The following is a 13,116-nucleotide window of genomic DNA, read 5'->3' as shown; positions in this document are numbered from 1 at the left end:
TGTCTCCCGACGGAAGGCCGCGACGGGCGGCCTGTTGCGATGACGGGAATGTGCCCCTTGCCATGAGCCGCGAAAATAGAAACGATGGAAACCTATCGTTTCTGGAAATGGCTGATGAGACTGCCCGATTTCGAGGCCTGGGCCGTGTTCGCCAAGGTGGTGGAGACCGGCTCATTCGGGCGCGCCGCCGCGGAGCTCGGCCTGTCGAAGGCCACGGTCTCGAAGGCGGTGAGCCGGCTCGAGCTGCGGATCGGTGCCCGCCTGTTCAACCGCACATCGCGGAAGCTCGCCCTCACCGAGGCCGGGCAGGCCGCCAAGGACGGCGCCGCGCGCATCCTGGCCGAGGGCGAGGCCGCGGAAGCCCTCGCCACGGCCGGTGCCGCGGAGCCGCGCGGGCTGGTGCGGCTCGCAGCGCCGATGACCTTCGGGGTGATGCACGTGGCGCCGATCCTGCCGGCCTTCTTCCGGGAGTACCCGGCCGTGTCGGTGGATCTCCACCTGTCGGACGCGGTCGTCGACCTCGTCGGCGGCGGGTTCGACATCGGGCTGCGCATCGCGGCGCTGCCCGATTCCTCCCTGCGCGCGCGCCGTCTCTGCGAGATCCGCCGCTCGCTGGTCGCCACCCCCGCCTATCTCGACCGCCACGGCCGGCCCGAGCACCCGGACGACCTCGTCCGCCACACCTGCCTCGGCTACGCCTACCTGCCGACGCCCGACCGCTGGCGATTCGTGGACGGGAGCGGCGCGGAGGCCGTCGTGGTGCCGGCGGGCCAGCTGCGGGCGAACAACGCCGAGGCGCTGGCGCCGGCGCTGCGGGCCGGGCTCGGCCTCGCCCTGCAGCCCGACTTCATGATCTGGGACGACCTCGAATCCGGGCGCCTCGAGCGGGTGCTGCCGGCCTGGTCGCCGCCGCCGATCGCCCTGCACCTCGTGACGCCCCCGGGCGACCCGAGGCCGGCCCGGGTGACGGCGCTGATCGCCCATCTCGGCCAGGCCCTCGGCCAAGCGCCCTGGGCCGCTCCGCAGCCGCGGCGCGACCCGGCGGACCGGTGAGCCGCGCGCCGGCGCCCTCCCCGCCGCCGGCCCCGATCCGTGCGCGTCACTCACCTGGATCAGTGTCGGGGTCCTGCGCCTGCGCTATCGGCGCGTCGCACGGGTCCGAATCGCGGCGCGGTCCTTGCTGCTCGGCGCTCCGGGCGACAACCGCGGCTCGCGGTCCCCGTGCAATTCGTCGACCCAACTAACCTCAGGTTTATTCGGGACAATCTGGCATTGGACAGACGCGCGTTTTCCGGGCAAGAGGCTCCCTTGTATACATGTATACTGTTCTCCTGAGGCACTGATGTCCCCCACGGGCCCTGGACGTCCCGCACCCGACCGGCTGCGGCACAAGACCGTGGCGGCGGCCGTCGCGGATTCCCTGCGCGAGCAGATCCTGAACGGGGATCTGCCGCCGGGGGTGCAGCTGCGCCAGGACGCCCTGGCGGAGGAGTTCGGGATCAGCCGCATCCCGGTCCGCGAAGCCCTGCTGCAGCTGGAGGCCAGCAAGCTCGTGCGGATCGTGCCGCATCGCGGGGCGGTCGTGACGGGCCTGTCGCTCCAGGAGGTCGAGGACATCTTCCAGCTGCGCGTTCAGCTCGAGCCGCAGCTGCTCCAGCTCTCGGCACCGCACCTGACCCCCGACGACATCCGCGATCTCGACGCGCTCTCGAAGGAGTACGGCGCGGCGCTGGAGACCGGCCAGGTCCTCCGATGGGGCGACCTGAACAGCCGCTTCCACCTCGACCTGATCCGGCACGCCGGCCGGCCGCGCTCCCTGGCGATCGTGTCCGCGCTCCTGCAGGATTGCGAGCGGCCGACGCGGCTGCAGATCTCGACCTCCGAGGACGCGACCCGCGCGGTCAGGGAGCACGCGCAGATCCTGGCCCTGTGCGAGGCCGGCAAGTCCGACGAGGCGGCCGCCTGCCTGCGGCGCCATATCGAGCATATCGGCGTCTCGCTCATCGCCCTCTACCGGGGCGCGCTCGTCGAGGCGTGAGGGGGCCCGCCCCCGCGCGGCCGGGTCAGTCCGGCTTGGCCGACCGGCCGCCGATCCGGCCCGGCAGGCGGGTCAGGCGATCCTTCATCTCCAGCACCTTCTGGACCTTCGAGCCGAGAGTCAGGAGCTGGACGAGGCGCTCGGTGTCGAGGCGGCGCACGTCCGCGTACCATCCGGCGAACAGCTCGAAGAGGTCGTGCATCTCCCGGAGCCGCGCCTGGGCGTGCCGCTCCTCCTCGGTCCCGGGCTCCTGCATCAGGAGCTCGCGCAGGAGTGTCAGCGTCGGGTCGACCTCGCGCTTCTTGCGCTCCTCGACCAGCGTGCGGACGATCTGCCAGATATCCTCGGGCGTCGTGAAGTAGTCGCGCCGGTCGCCCGGCCTGTGCTGGAGCCGGACGAGGTTCCAGGCCTGGAGCTCCTTCAGGCCCATGCTGACGTTCGAGCGCGACACGCCGAGCCGCTCGACGATCTCGTCGGCGTTGAGCGGCCGCTCGGCCACGAACAGCAGGGCGTAGATCTGCCCCACGGTCCGGTTGATGCCCCAGCGCGAGCCCATCTCGCCGAAATGCAGCACGAAGGTCTGGACGAGCGGGGGCAGCTGCACGGCAGGGATCCGACGCGGGGAGAGGTCAGGCGGGCGCCCCCCGGCTTATCAGCTCTTGAGCCAATACCGGAGGACCGTCGCGACGAAGCCGAGGCCGACGATGCTCGAGGCCCAGAGCCCCGCGAACCACGCGAGGCGTTTCCAGAGGGGCTGTGCTGCTGCGGGTGCCATCAGTGATATCCGTGCGCGTCGACTTTGCCGCGGAAGACCCAGTACGCGTACGCGGTGTAGGACAGGATGATCGGGATCAACACCGACGCGCCGGCGAGCAGGAAAATCTGGCTCGCCTCGGGGGCGGCCGCCTGCCAGATCGTGATCCGGCCCGGCACGACGTCGGGGAAGATGCTGATGCCCAGCCCCGCGAAGGTCAGGGCGAACAGCCCCAGCGCGATCAGGAAGGGCGCCCGCTCGGCGCCGCCCCGCAGGGTGCGCCACAGGGCGAAGGCCGCGAGCGCCACGAGCAGCGGCACCTGCGCGGTGACGAGCACGTTCGGCATCGCCAGCCAGCGCTCGTAGTAGCGGCCCTGGAGGAACGGCGTCACCGCGCTGACGAGCGCGATGGCCGCGACCGTCGCCGCGGTGAGGCGCAGGGCGAGGCGCCGGGCCCGCGCCTGGAGCAGGCCCTCGGTGCGCATCACCAGCCACGTCGCCCCGAGCAGCGCGTAGGCGACGACGAGGCTCGCGCCGACGAGGAGGCTGAAGGGCGTGAGCCAGTCCCACCAGCCGCCGGCATAGGCCCGCCCCTCGACCGCGATGCCCTGCAGCAGCGCGCCCAGCGCGATGCCCTGGGCGAGGGCCGCCACCAGCGAGCCGCCCGCGAAGGCCACGTCCCAGGCGGCGCGGTGGCGGGGATCGCGCCAGCGGAACTCGAAGGCGACGCCGCGGAAGATCAGGCCGAGGAGCATCGCGATGATCGGCGCGTAGAGCGCCGGCAGGATCACCGCGTAGGCCAGGGGGAAGACGGCGAACAGGCCGCCGCCGCCCAGCACCAGCCAGGTCTCGTTGCCGTCCCAGACCGGGGCGACCGAGTTCATGGCGGTGTCCCGTTCCTCGCCCGGCCGCAGGACCGGGAACAGCAGGCCGATGCCGAGATCGAACCCGTCCATGACGATGTAGGCGAAGACCGCGAAGGCGATCACGAGCGCCCAGACCACCGTGAGGTCGAAGCTGTAGGCCATGGGTCCCTCACTCGGCCGGCTGGAGGTGACGGTCGGGATCGATCGCCGGGGCGGGCGTGATGCCCGCCGTCCGGATCGGCGCGCCGGGCTCGATCCCGCTCTCGCCGGCGTGCGGGGGCTGGCCCATCAGGCGCAGGATGTAGCCGGTGCCCATGGCGAAGACCGCGAAGTAGATCAGCACGAAGGCGGTGAGCGAGGCCGCCACCGCCGGCGCGTGCAGCGGCGAGGCCGACTGCGCGGTGCGCAGCAGGCCGTAGACCGTGTAGGGCTGGCGCCCGACCTCGGTGGTGATCCAGCCGGCCAGCACCGCCACGAACCCCGCCGGGCCCATGGCCACCGCGAAGCGGTGCAGCGGGCGCCACGCGTAGAGGGTGCCGCGCCAGCGGGCGAGGAGGCTCAGGGCGCCCAGGAGCAGCATCAGCATCCCGAGGCCGACCATGACGCGGAACGACCAGAACACGATCGGCACCGGCGGCCACTCCGCCCGCGGCAGGCTGTCGAGCCCCTTCAGGGGCGCGTCGAGGGCGTGCTTCAGCACCAGCGAGGACAGCTTCGGGATCTCGACCGCGTAGCGCACCGTGCCGGCCTCCTGGTCGGGCAGGCCGAACAGCACCAGCGGCGCGCCGTCCGGGTGGCTCCGGAAATGGCCCTCCATGGCCATGACCTTGGCGGGCTGGTGCTCCAGGGTGTTGAGGCCGTGCGCGTCGCCCGCGAGGATCTGGACCGGCGCGACCAGGGCGGCCATCCACATCGCCATCGAGAACATCGTCCGGGCGGCCGGGTTGGCCCGGTCGCGCAGCAGGTGCCACGCGCCGACCGCGCCCACCACCAGCGCGGTGGTGAGGTAGGCGGCGAGCACCATGTGCACGAGGCGGTACGGGAAGGACGGGTTGAACACGATCGCCCACCAGTCCAGCGGCACGAACTGGCCCTCGGCGTTGGTGCCGTAGCCCGCCGGCGTCTGCATCCACGAGTTCACCGCCAGGATCCAGAACGCCGAGAAGAAGGTCCCGAACGCCACCATCAGCGTCGCCGCGAAGTGCAGCCGCGGCCCGACCTTCGTCATGCCGAACAGCATCACGCCGAGGAAGCCGGCCTCCAGGAAGAAGGCCGACAGCACCTCGTAGGCCATCATCGGGCCCAGGACAGGGCCGGTCTTGTCGGAGAAGACCGACCAGTTCGTGCCGAACTGGTAGGACATCACCAGCCCGGACACGACGCCCATCGCGAAGGCGATCGCGAAGATCTTTATCCAGTACTTGAACAGGTCCATGAAGACCTGGCGGCCGGTGGCGAGCCAGAGCCCCTCCAGCACGGCGAGGAAGCTCGCGAGGCCGATCGAGAAGGCCGGGAACACGATGTGGAAGGCCACCGTGAACCCGAACTGCATGCGGGCGAGGATCAGGGGATCGAGGTTGGCGAGCACGTCGGGCCTCCGGCTCTGGGCGCGACTCGTCCTATAGCAATTTCAGAAATATCTGAAAAGTCGGAACACACGGGAGCCCGCGCGGCGTCGGGCCGCGCGCCGGCGCGCGGCGGCGATCCGGGCATCGGGGGTCTGGACGTCCGCGCCCGAACGCGTCAGGGTCGCGGCATTCCCTACAGGTCGGGACCGCGCGGGCCCCTGGACGCGCGCCGCGCGACGGGACGCCGCGTCCCGACGCAAGGAGAGCACGCGCCCCCATGGCCGACACCCCCGTCTCCGCCGCGCCCGTCGATCTCGCCGCCGCGCTCTCGGCGCGCATCCGCGGCATCGGCACGAGCCAGATCGGCCTCGTGGCGGATCGCGGGCGCGACGACCCGGAGGTGGTCAAGCTGTGGATCGGCGAGGGCGACCTGCCGACGCCGCCCTTCATCGTCGAGGCCGCGCACCGCGCGATGCTGGCCGGGCACACCCGCTACACGACGTCGCTGGGGCTGCCGGCGCTGCGCGCGGCGCTCGGCGCCTACCACGCCCGCCACTGGGGCGTGGAGATCCCGCCGGACCGGTTCGGCGTCACGGCGGGCGGCATGAACGCGATCATGCAGGCGGCCCAGGTGCTGCTGGAGCCGGGCGACGAGATGATCATCCCCTCCCCGGCCTGGCCCAATCTCGGCGAGGCGGTCCGCATCGCCGGCGGCGTGCCCGTGACGGTGCCGTACCGCCGCCTGCCGGACGGGCGCTTCGCGCTGCCGCTCGCCGACATCGCGGCGGCGATCACGCCGCGCACCCGGGTGATCATGGTGAACTCGCCCTCGAACCCGACGGGCTGGACCATGCCGCTCGCCGAGATGAGAGCCCTGCGCGACCTCGCCCGGGAGCGCGGCCTCTGGATCCTCTCGGACGAGGTCTACGCGCACTTCACCTACGGCAACCGGATCGCGCCGTCCTTCCTGCAGATCTGCACGGAGGACGACCGGCTGATCGTGACCAACACCTTCTCGAAGAACTGGGCGATGACCGGCTGGCGGGCCGGCTGGGTGATCTATCCCCGCGGCCTCGCGCCGACCTTCGCCAAGCTCGGGCAGTACAGCACCACCTCGATCCCGACCTTCGTCCAGCACGCCTGCATCGCGGCCCTCGAGGAGGGCGACGGCTTCATCCGCACGATGGTGGACCGCTGCGCCGAGGCCCGGTCGATCCTGGTGGAGGGGCTGTCGCGCCTGCCGGGCGTCACGGTCGCGCCCCCGGACGGGGCCTTCTACCTCATGGCCCGGATGGGCGGCGCGGAGCCGAGCCTCGAGCTGGCGCTGCGCCTGCTGCGGGAGGCCAAGGTCGGCGTGGCGCCGGGCACCGCCTTCGGGCCGGAGGGCGAGGGTCTGGTGCGGATGTGCTTCGCCATCAGCCCGGACCTGGCGCGGGAGGCGGTGCGCCGGCTCGCGGGCGTGCTCGGGACCCGGGCGCCGGCCGCCGCGGCGCAGTGAACCGGGCGGGGTCCGGCGGCTCTTCCGCCGCCGTGCGGTCCCCGCCCGCGCCGGCTCAGCGCCCCCAGCGCAGGACCAGCGCGTCGTTCCGCCGGGCGAGCTCGATCAGGCCGGCCCGCGTCGCCGGATGCAGGGGCTGGATCGGCAGCCGCGCGGTCTCGCTCGCGATCACCCCGCCCTCGGCCATCAGCGCCTTGCAGGCGAGCAGGCCGCACTGCCGGTTCTCGTAGTTGATCAGCGGCAGCCAGCGCGCGTAGGCGTCCATCGCCTCCTCCCGGCGGCCGGCCGCGTAGGCGTCGGTGATCTGGCGGATGCCGTCCGGGTAGCCGCCGCCGGTCATCGCACCCGTAGCGCCGGCGTCGAGGTCGGCCATCAGGGTGATCGCCTCCTCGCCGTCCCACGGGCCCACGACGGCGTCGCCGCCCAGCGCGATCAGCTCGCGGAGCTTGGACGCGGCGCCGGCGGTCTCGATCTTGAAGTAGGCGACGTTCGCGATCTCCCGGGCCATGCGCGCCAGGAGCGGCGCCGACAGCGGCGTGCCCGCCACCGGCGCGTCCTGGATCATGATCGGGATCGCGATCGCGTCCGAGACCGCGCGGAAGAAGTCGACGATGCCGAGCTCCGGCACGCGGATCGTGGCGCCGTGATAGGGCGGCATGACCATCACCATCGCGGCGCCGGCCGCCTGGGCGCGGCGCGAGCGCTCGGCGCAGACCTGCGTGGCGAAGTGCGTCGTCGTCACGATCACCGGCACGCGGCCGGCGACGTGCTCCAGCACGGCGTGCATCACCCGCTCGCGCTCGTCGTCGGTGAGGACGAACTGCTCGGAGAAGTTGGCCAGGATGCACAGGCCCTGGCTGCCGGCGTCGATCATGAAGTCGACGGCCCGGCGCTGCCCGTCGAGGTCGAGGGCGCCCGACGCGTCGAAGACCGTGGGGGCGACCGGGAAGACGCCGCGATAGGCGTGGGCGGGCGAAGTCATGCGCGATCCTCCTGCCGGGATCGCGCATCCGGCGGACGACCGTGTCCGCGGGCGGGATCCGGGCGCCTCTTAGCACGCGGCCTCGATCCTGGCGCGGGCCGGGGCGCGCGCACCGAGCAGTCGACAAGCGCACCGGCTTTCCTGTACGGCCGAGCTCTTCTTTGCTTTGTCCCTCGACAGCCGAGATCACGCGCGGCGGCCGCACGAGAACAGCGTTTTCTTTTCGGAGCTACTGTAATGCGATTTTTCTCTGCCAGCCGCGTCGCGGCGTTCGTCGTCGCGGCGCTCCTCGGCGCAGCCGCCAGCGCGCCCGCGAAGGCCGACGATCTCGACGCGATTCGCGCCGCCAAGACCCTGCGCATCGGCACCGAGGGCACCTACGCGCCCTTCACGTTCCACGACGCGTCCGGGCAGCTCGTCGGCTTCGACGTGGAGATCGGCCGCAAGGTCGCCGAGCAGCTGGGCGTCACGCCGCAATTCCTCGAGGGCAAGTGGGACGGGCTGATCGCCGGGCTCGACGGCAAGCGCTACGACGTGGTCATCAACCAGGTCGGCATCACCAAGGAGCGGCAGGCGAAGTTCGACTTCTCCGAGCCCTACATCCGGGCGCGGGCCGTGCTGATCACGCGGGCGGACCGGTCCGACATCAAGTCCTTCGCCGATCTCAAGGGCAAGAAGGCCGCCCAGAGCCTCTCCAGCAACTTCGCGCGCCTCGCCGAGCAGTCCGGCGCCGAGCTCGTCGGGACGGACGGCTTCGACCAGTCGGTCCAGCTCGTCCTCACCGGCCGCGCCGACGCCACCGTCAACGACAGCCTGTCGTTCCTGGACTTCCACAAGCAGAAGCCGAACGCCCCCGTGAAGATCGCCGCCGAGCAGGCCGACGCGGACGCCTCCGGGATCATCATGCGCAAGAACAACCCGGCGCTGAAGGCCGCGATCGACAAGGCGCTGGAGGCGATCCGGGCCGACGGCAGCTACGCGGCGATCGCCCAGAAGTACTTCGGGGCCGACGTCTCCAAGTAACCCGTCCGCGGCGCGCCCGCCCGGGCGCCGATCCCGCACAGCCCGCCGCTCGATCCGCCCGGTAGGAGACGCTGCCCCGTGCCGCACTGGCTCGACCTCATGCTCCAGTCGCTTGGGCCGCTGCTCGCGGCCGGCCTGCGCTTCACGGTGCCGCTGACGCTCATCGCCTTCGCGCTCGGCCTCGCGCTGGGACTCGGCACCGCCCTCGTGCGGCTGTTCGCGCCCCGGCCGCTGGCGGCGTTGGCGTGGCTCTACGTGTGGATCTTCCGGGGCACGCCGCTCCTCGTGCAGCTGTTCGTGATCTTCTACGGCCTGCCGAGCACCGGCATCCTGATCGACGCCTTCCCGGCCGCCGTGATCGGGTTCACCCTCAACGTCGGCGCCTACACGTCCGAGATCGTCCGCGCCGCCATCGCCTCCATCCCGAAGGGGCAGTGGGAGGCGGCCTACGCCACCGGGATGACGCCGGTCCAGGCCCTGCGCCGCACGATCCTGCCCCAGGCGGCGCGGGTGGCGGTGCCGTCGCTGGCGAACTCCTTCATCGCGCTGGTGAAGGACACCTCGCTCGCGGCCGCCATCACGGTGCCGGAGCTGTTCCAGGCGGCCCAGCGCATCGTCGCCGTCACCTACGAGCCGCTGATCCTCTACATCGAGGTGGCGCTGATCTACCTCGTCCTGTCGACGCTGCTGTCCTGGCTCCAGACGCTGCTGGAGCGGCGCCTCGGGCGCTACGGCGGCTACCTGGAGGCCCGCGCGTGATCGCCCTGTCGGCCATCGAGAAGCGCTTCGGCGACAACCCCGTCCTGCGGGGCGTCGACCTCGCGGTCCCGGAGGGGCGGGTCACGGCGCTGATCGGCCCGTCGGGCTCGGGCAAGTCGACGCTCCTGCGCTGCGTGAACCTGCTGGAGGTCCCGCAGGCCGGGACGCTGACCCTCGGCGACGTCCGCCTCACCTTCCGGCCCGGCAGCCCGCCGGCGCGGCGGGACGTGCTCGCCGTGCGCCGGCAGACCGGCATGGTGTTCCAGAACTTCCAGCTGTTCCCCCACCGGACGGTGATGGAGAACGTCACCGAGGGGCTCGTCACCGTGGCCAAGTGGCCGCAGGCCCGGGCCCGGGCGCGCGCGCTGGAGCTGCTGGAGCGCGTCGGCCTCGCCCACAAGGCCGCGGACTGGCCCGCCAGCCTGTCGGGCGGCCAGCAGCAGCGGGTGGCGATCGCCCGGGCGCTGGCCCCCTCCCCGCGCCTGCTGCTCTGCGACGAGCCGACCTCGGCCCTCGACCCGGAACTCGCCGCCGAGGTGGTGGACGTGCTGGCCGGCCTCGCGGGCGCCGGCACGACCATGCTGATGGCGACCCACGACCTGCGCCTCGCGCGGCGCGTCGCCGACACGGTGGTGTTCCTGGAAGGCGGGCGCGTCGTCGAGCAGGGCGCGGCCGCGGACGTCTTCGCCCGGCCGGCCGATCCGCGCACCCGCCGGTTCGTCCGGACGCTGCTCGGCGAGGCGGCGGACGAGGCCTGACCGGCACGGGCCGGACGCGCGGATCAGCGCGACAGGCAGCGCAGGGTGAGAAGATCCTCGACGGTCAGCGCGGTCCCGAAGATCAGCGGCCGCCAGGCCGGCAGGGTGGCGAGGATCAGGCCGGCCGTCAGGGCGAGCCAGGGCAGGACCGGGCGGAGGCCGGGGCCGGCGGCCCTCACGCGGGAGACCGCGCCACCGACGCCTCCTCCCCGCGGCCGACCAGCACGAGGCCCAGGCCCGCGGCCAGCATCGCCCCGCCCCAGAGCAGGAAGCCGAGGTCCCAGTACAGCCACTGCTCCCGGGGCGTCAGCTCGTTGACGTGGTGCACGCCGAGGATCTCGTGGTCGATCACGCCCTCGACGAGGTTGAACAGGCCCCAGCCGATCAGGAGCGACCCGGCGAGCAGCTTGCTGGACCAGTAGAGGTGCGTGCGGTGCGCGGCGCGCCAGAGGATGAACAGCCCGAGGACCACGAAGACGTAGGTCGCGCTGTGGAAGATGCCGTCCCAGCGGGTGTTCAGTTCGAGGTTCGGGATCGTGTCGATCGGGTACCAGCTGCTCAGCATGTGGTGCCATTGCAGCACTTGGTGCAGCACGATCCCGTCGAAGAAGCCGCCGAGGCCGAGCCCGAACAGGATGCCCGCGCTCAAGGGGAAGACCCGTTCCCGGGTGTCAGCCGCTCTCATGCGCAACTCCAGCGTGGCGGATGCCGAGGTAGCGCGTCGCCCTCCTCGCGGCGGGCGCAGCGAAGCGCCGCGGGACACGCGGCATCCGTGAGCGTCGTGTCGTCCGGGCGGCTTCGCTCCGCCCGCGCGGACGACGGCGTCCTGGGGGAACCCGCTCCGGAACCCGGCGGATCCGTCACGCCCCCCGCTGGGCCGCGGCCGGCGTCGAGACCATCCGCAGGTAGACGGCGAGGCCCGCCAGGAACACGGCGAGGCCGAGCCCCGTGGCGTAGGGCGCGAAGCCCTTGCCGGCGACGGCGATCGCCGAACTGTGCCCAGCCAGGAGATCGGTGCCGGCGAGCAGCACGCCGATGCAGCTCTCGCCGACGAGGAATCCGGAGGCGAGGAGCACGCCCCGCCGGCGGGCGTACCCCACTGCCTTGTCGGCCTTCGCGTCCCCCTTCGGTCCGACGCGGGCGCGCAGCCGGCGCTCGGCGATCCAGCCGAGGACGCCGCCGATCGCGATCGTCATCTCCACCGAGAGCGGCAGGTACATGCCGATCCCGACCGTCAGGGCCGGGAAGGTGAGGTCGCGCCGCTTCAGCCAGGTCTCGGCCGCCACCAGCACCACCCCGAGCCCGGCCCCGATCAGCACCATGGTCCAGGGCAGCTCGCCGTGCGTGATGCCGTTGGCGATCTGGGTCATCAGGGCCGCCTGGGGCGCCGGCATGGCGCTCCCCGCGTCCTGCCCGTCATGCGCGGGCGCGCCGACGAAGCCGTAGGCCTCGTAGAGCAGCGACAGGAGCGGGGCGATCACCACGGCGCCGACCCCGACGCCGAGGATGAGCGCGACCTGCTGGTGCCAGGGCGTGGCGCCCAGCACCTGCCCGGTCTTCAGGTCCTGCAGGTTGTCGTTGGCGATCGACGAGGTGGTGATGATCACGGACGTCAGCAGCAGCGCCATGCCGGTCACGAACCGGTCCCCCTCGGGCCCCGCGGAATGCCCCAGGATCAGGGGCAGGAGCAGCGCGGTCGCCATCGTGGTCAGGATGCCGATCCCCGAGATCGGGCTGGACGAGGAGCCCAGCAGGCCCGCGAGGTAGCCGCAGGCCGCCGCCATCAGGAAGCCGAACAGCACCGTGAACAGGGTCGCGGCCACCGCCAGCACGATCATCAGGCCGCCGAGGTCGGCCGGCGCGGCGAAGTACGCGAACAGGATCGCGAGCGGCACGCACAGGGCCAGCGTCGCGGCGGCGACCCAGGTGATCGGCAGGTCGCGCTCCTCGCGCGGGTGATCCTTGCCGAGACCGCCGCTCCCGGACAGGGCGGCGCGGATGCTTCCGAAGATCGGGCGCGCCAGCGAGCCCACGGTCCACAGCCCGCCCACCGCGATGATGCCGGCGCCCATGAGGCGCACCTGCCCGGACCAGACCGCCTCGGCGGCCGCACCCGCGGACTTGCCGGGGTCGGGCGACAGGGCGGTCAGGATCGGGACCGCGATCCCCCAGGCGATCAGGACGCCGGTCAGCAGCGCGAGGCAGGCGCCGATGCCCACGAGGTAGCCGACGCCGACCAGCGCCAGCGAGAAGCCGGTCCCGGTGCGGAACACCGCGCCGCCGAGGCTGACCGCGCCGTTGAGGCCCTCGCCCAGGACCTTCAGCCCCGTGGTGGCGAGCCCGATCGTCCCGGCCGCCGCGGCGGCCCCGAGCAGGTCGCGCAGGCCGCGGCCGCCCTGCTCCTCGTGCCCGGTCTTGAGAACCTCCGCGGCGGCGATGCCCTCGGGATAGGGGAGATCGCTGCCCGACACGAGGGCGCGGCGGAGCGGGATCGAGAAGGCGACGCCGAGCAGACCACCCAGCAGGCAGACCGCCGTGGTCTGCCAGAACGGGAAGCCGTGCCAGTGGCCGACGAGGACGAGGCCGGGGAGAGCCAGGATGACGTTGCACAGGGTGCCGGCCGCCGAGGCCTGGGTCTGCACGATGTTGTTCTCGAGGATGCCGGCGCCGCCCATCAGCCGGAAGGCGCCCATCGAGATCATCGCGGCCGGGATCGAGGACGAGAACGTCATCCCGGTCTTCAGGCCCATGTAGAGGTTGGCGGCCATGAACACGACGGTGATGGCCGCGCCGAGCGCGATCCCCCGCAGGGTCAGCTCGGCCTGACGGTCCTGCGTCTTCGGCGTGATCGTCGGGCTGCGGGCGTCCAT

14 protein-coding genes are annotated in these 13,116 nt (G+C 72.3%); 6 read left to right on the top strand and 8 right to left on the bottom strand.

Annotation, left to right across the window (positions count from 1 at the left end; genetic code table 11):
- Positions 1 to 114 precede the first annotated feature (114 nt).
- Positions 115 to 1,053 (top strand): LysR family transcriptional regulator, encoded by a 939-nt coding sequence (locus ME121_RS16885; protein ID WP_041372840.1) that lies wholly within the window; start codon positions 115 to 117, stop codon positions 1,051 to 1,053.
- Between the two features lie 289 nt (positions 1,054 to 1,342).
- Complete coding sequence (locus tag ME121_RS16880) at positions 1,343 to 2,038, top strand: GntR family transcriptional regulator (RefSeq protein ID WP_024828498.1); 696 nt, start codon at positions 1,343 to 1,345, stop codon at positions 2,036 to 2,038.
- A gap of 25 nt (positions 2,039 to 2,063) precedes the next feature.
- Here ME121_RS16880 and ME121_RS16875 read toward each other — a convergent pair whose 3' ends face one another.
- From ME121_RS16875 to ME121_RS16860, 4 genes are read right to left on the bottom strand one after another with little or no spacing between them, the layout of a single operon-like run.
- On the bottom strand, positions 2,064 to 2,642 hold the full coding sequence (locus ME121_RS16875) for a GbsR/MarR family transcriptional regulator (protein ID WP_012321841.1): 579 nt from the start codon (positions 2,640 to 2,642) through the stop codon (positions 2,064 to 2,066).
- A 48-nt stretch (positions 2,643 to 2,690) separates the two neighbouring features.
- Positions 2,691 to 2,813: a DUF2474 family protein gene (locus ME121_RS16870; RefSeq protein ID WP_012321840.1), complete on the bottom strand. Its 123-nt coding sequence runs from the start codon at positions 2,811 to 2,813 to the stop codon at positions 2,691 to 2,693.
- Complete coding sequence (cydB, locus tag ME121_RS16865; protein ID WP_012321839.1) at positions 2,813 to 3,820, bottom strand: cytochrome d ubiquinol oxidase subunit II; 1,008 nt, start codon at positions 3,818 to 3,820, stop codon at positions 2,813 to 2,815. The genes ME121_RS16870 and cydB overlap by 1 nt, the downstream gene beginning before the upstream one ends.
- A 7-nt stretch (positions 3,821 to 3,827) precedes the next feature.
- The gene (locus ME121_RS16860) at positions 3,828 to 5,246 is read right to left on the bottom strand and encodes a cytochrome ubiquinol oxidase subunit I (protein ID WP_024828499.1); all 1,419 of its coding nucleotides are present in this window, start codon (positions 5,244 to 5,246) and stop codon (positions 3,828 to 3,830) included.
- A 257-nt stretch (positions 5,247 to 5,503) separates the two neighbouring features.
- On the opposite strand from ME121_RS16860, the gene ME121_RS16855 reads away from it, so the two are divergent.
- Positions 5,504 to 6,724 carry a pyridoxal phosphate-dependent aminotransferase gene (locus ME121_RS16855; protein ID WP_058607822.1) on the top strand — a complete coding sequence of 407 codons (1,221 nt, stop codon included), beginning with the start codon at positions 5,504 to 5,506 and terminating at the stop codon, positions 6,722 to 6,724.
- A 55-nt stretch (positions 6,725 to 6,779) separates the two neighbouring features.
- Here the strand turns inward: ME121_RS16855 and ME121_RS16850 are convergent, their stop codons facing one another.
- Entirely contained in the window at positions 6,780 to 7,706 is a 927-nt protein-coding gene (locus ME121_RS16850; protein WP_012321836.1) for a dihydrodipicolinate synthase family protein, read from the bottom strand.
- Between the two features lie 237 nt (positions 7,707 to 7,943).
- On the opposite strand from ME121_RS16850, the gene ME121_RS16845 reads away from it, so the two are divergent.
- The 3 genes from ME121_RS16845 (at position 7,944) to ME121_RS16835 (ending at position 10,246) form a co-directional block, all read left to right on the top strand.
- The gene (locus ME121_RS16845; protein ID WP_012321835.1) at positions 7,944 to 8,729 is read left to right on the top strand and encodes an amino acid ABC transporter substrate-binding protein; all 786 of its coding nucleotides are present in this window, start codon (positions 7,944 to 7,946) and stop codon (positions 8,727 to 8,729) included.
- Between the two features lie 78 nt (positions 8,730 to 8,807).
- Positions 8,808 to 9,488, top strand: a complete 681-nt coding sequence (locus ME121_RS16840) for an amino acid ABC transporter permease (RefSeq protein ID WP_012321834.1) — start codon at positions 8,808 to 8,810, stop codon at positions 9,486 to 9,488.
- The gene (locus ME121_RS16835; RefSeq protein ID WP_012321833.1) at positions 9,485 to 10,246 is read left to right on the top strand and encodes an amino acid ABC transporter ATP-binding protein; all 762 of its coding nucleotides are present in this window, start codon (positions 9,485 to 9,487) and stop codon (positions 10,244 to 10,246) included. The genes ME121_RS16840 and ME121_RS16835 overlap by 4 nt, the downstream gene beginning before the upstream one ends.
- Before the next feature lie 23 nt (positions 10,247 to 10,269).
- Here the strand turns inward: ME121_RS16835 and ME121_RS33720 are convergent, their stop codons facing one another.
- From ME121_RS33720 to ME121_RS16825, 3 genes are all read right to left on the bottom strand, one after another.
- Entirely contained in the window at positions 10,270 to 10,425 is a 156-nt protein-coding gene (locus ME121_RS33720) for a hypothetical protein (protein WP_012321832.1), read from the bottom strand.
- Positions 10,422 to 10,931 carry a DUF2243 domain-containing protein gene (locus ME121_RS16830; RefSeq protein ID WP_024828502.1) on the bottom strand — a complete coding sequence of 170 codons (510 nt, stop codon included), beginning with the start codon at positions 10,929 to 10,931 and terminating at the stop codon, positions 10,422 to 10,424. Before ME121_RS16830 ends, ME121_RS33720 begins: the two co-directional genes overlap by 4 nt.
- Positions 10,932 to 11,106: 175 nt before the next feature.
- On the bottom strand, positions 11,107 to 13,116 hold the full coding sequence (locus tag ME121_RS16825) for an OPT family oligopeptide transporter (protein WP_012321830.1): 2,010 nt from the start codon (positions 13,114 to 13,116) through the stop codon (positions 11,107 to 11,109).

The organism is Methylobacterium sp. ME121 (assembly GCF_000974725.1).
Classification (GTDB): Bacteria; Pseudomonadota; Alphaproteobacteria; order Rhizobiales; family Beijerinckiaceae; genus Methylobacterium; species Methylobacterium radiotolerans.
The sequence above is the reverse complement of the archived record's forward strand: the minus strand, read 5'-3'. Positions and strand labels throughout refer to the sequence as shown.

What these genes read in the sequence shown, in the direction of transcription:
- ME121_RS16870 (WP_012321840.1), bottom strand. Translation starts at nt 2,813, where the DNA reads ATGGCACCCGCAGCAGCACAGCCCCTCTGGAAACGCCTCGCGTGGTTC.
- ME121_RS16850 (WP_012321836.1), bottom strand. Translation starts at nt 7,706, where the DNA reads ATGACTTCGCCCGCCCACGCCTATCGCGGCGTCTTCCCGGTCGCCCCC.
- ME121_RS16845 (WP_012321835.1), top strand. Translation starts at nt 7,944, where the DNA reads ATGCGATTTTTCTCTGCCAGCCGCGTCGCGGCGTTCGTCGTCGCGGCG.
- ME121_RS16880 (WP_024828498.1), top strand. Translation starts at nt 1,343, where the DNA reads ATGTCCCCCACGGGCCCTGGACGTCCCGCACCCGACCGGCTGCGGCAC.
- ME121_RS16825 (WP_012321830.1), bottom strand. Translation starts at nt 13,116, where the DNA reads ATGGACGCCCGCAGCCCGACGATCACGCCGAAGACGCAGGACCGTCAG.
- ME121_RS16855 (WP_058607822.1), top strand. Translation starts at nt 5,504, where the DNA reads ATGGCCGACACCCCCGTCTCCGCCGCGCCCGTCGATCTCGCCGCCGCG.
- cydB (WP_012321839.1), bottom strand. Translation starts at nt 3,820, where the DNA reads ATGGCCTACAGCTTCGACCTCACGGTGGTCTGGGCGCTCGTGATCGCC.
- ME121_RS16830 (WP_024828502.1), bottom strand. Translation starts at nt 10,931, where the DNA reads ATGAGAGCGGCTGACACCCGGGAACGGGTCTTCCCCTTGAGCGCGGGC.
- ME121_RS16885 (WP_041372840.1), top strand. Translation starts at nt 115, where the DNA reads ATGAGACTGCCCGATTTCGAGGCCTGGGCCGTGTTCGCCAAGGTGGTG.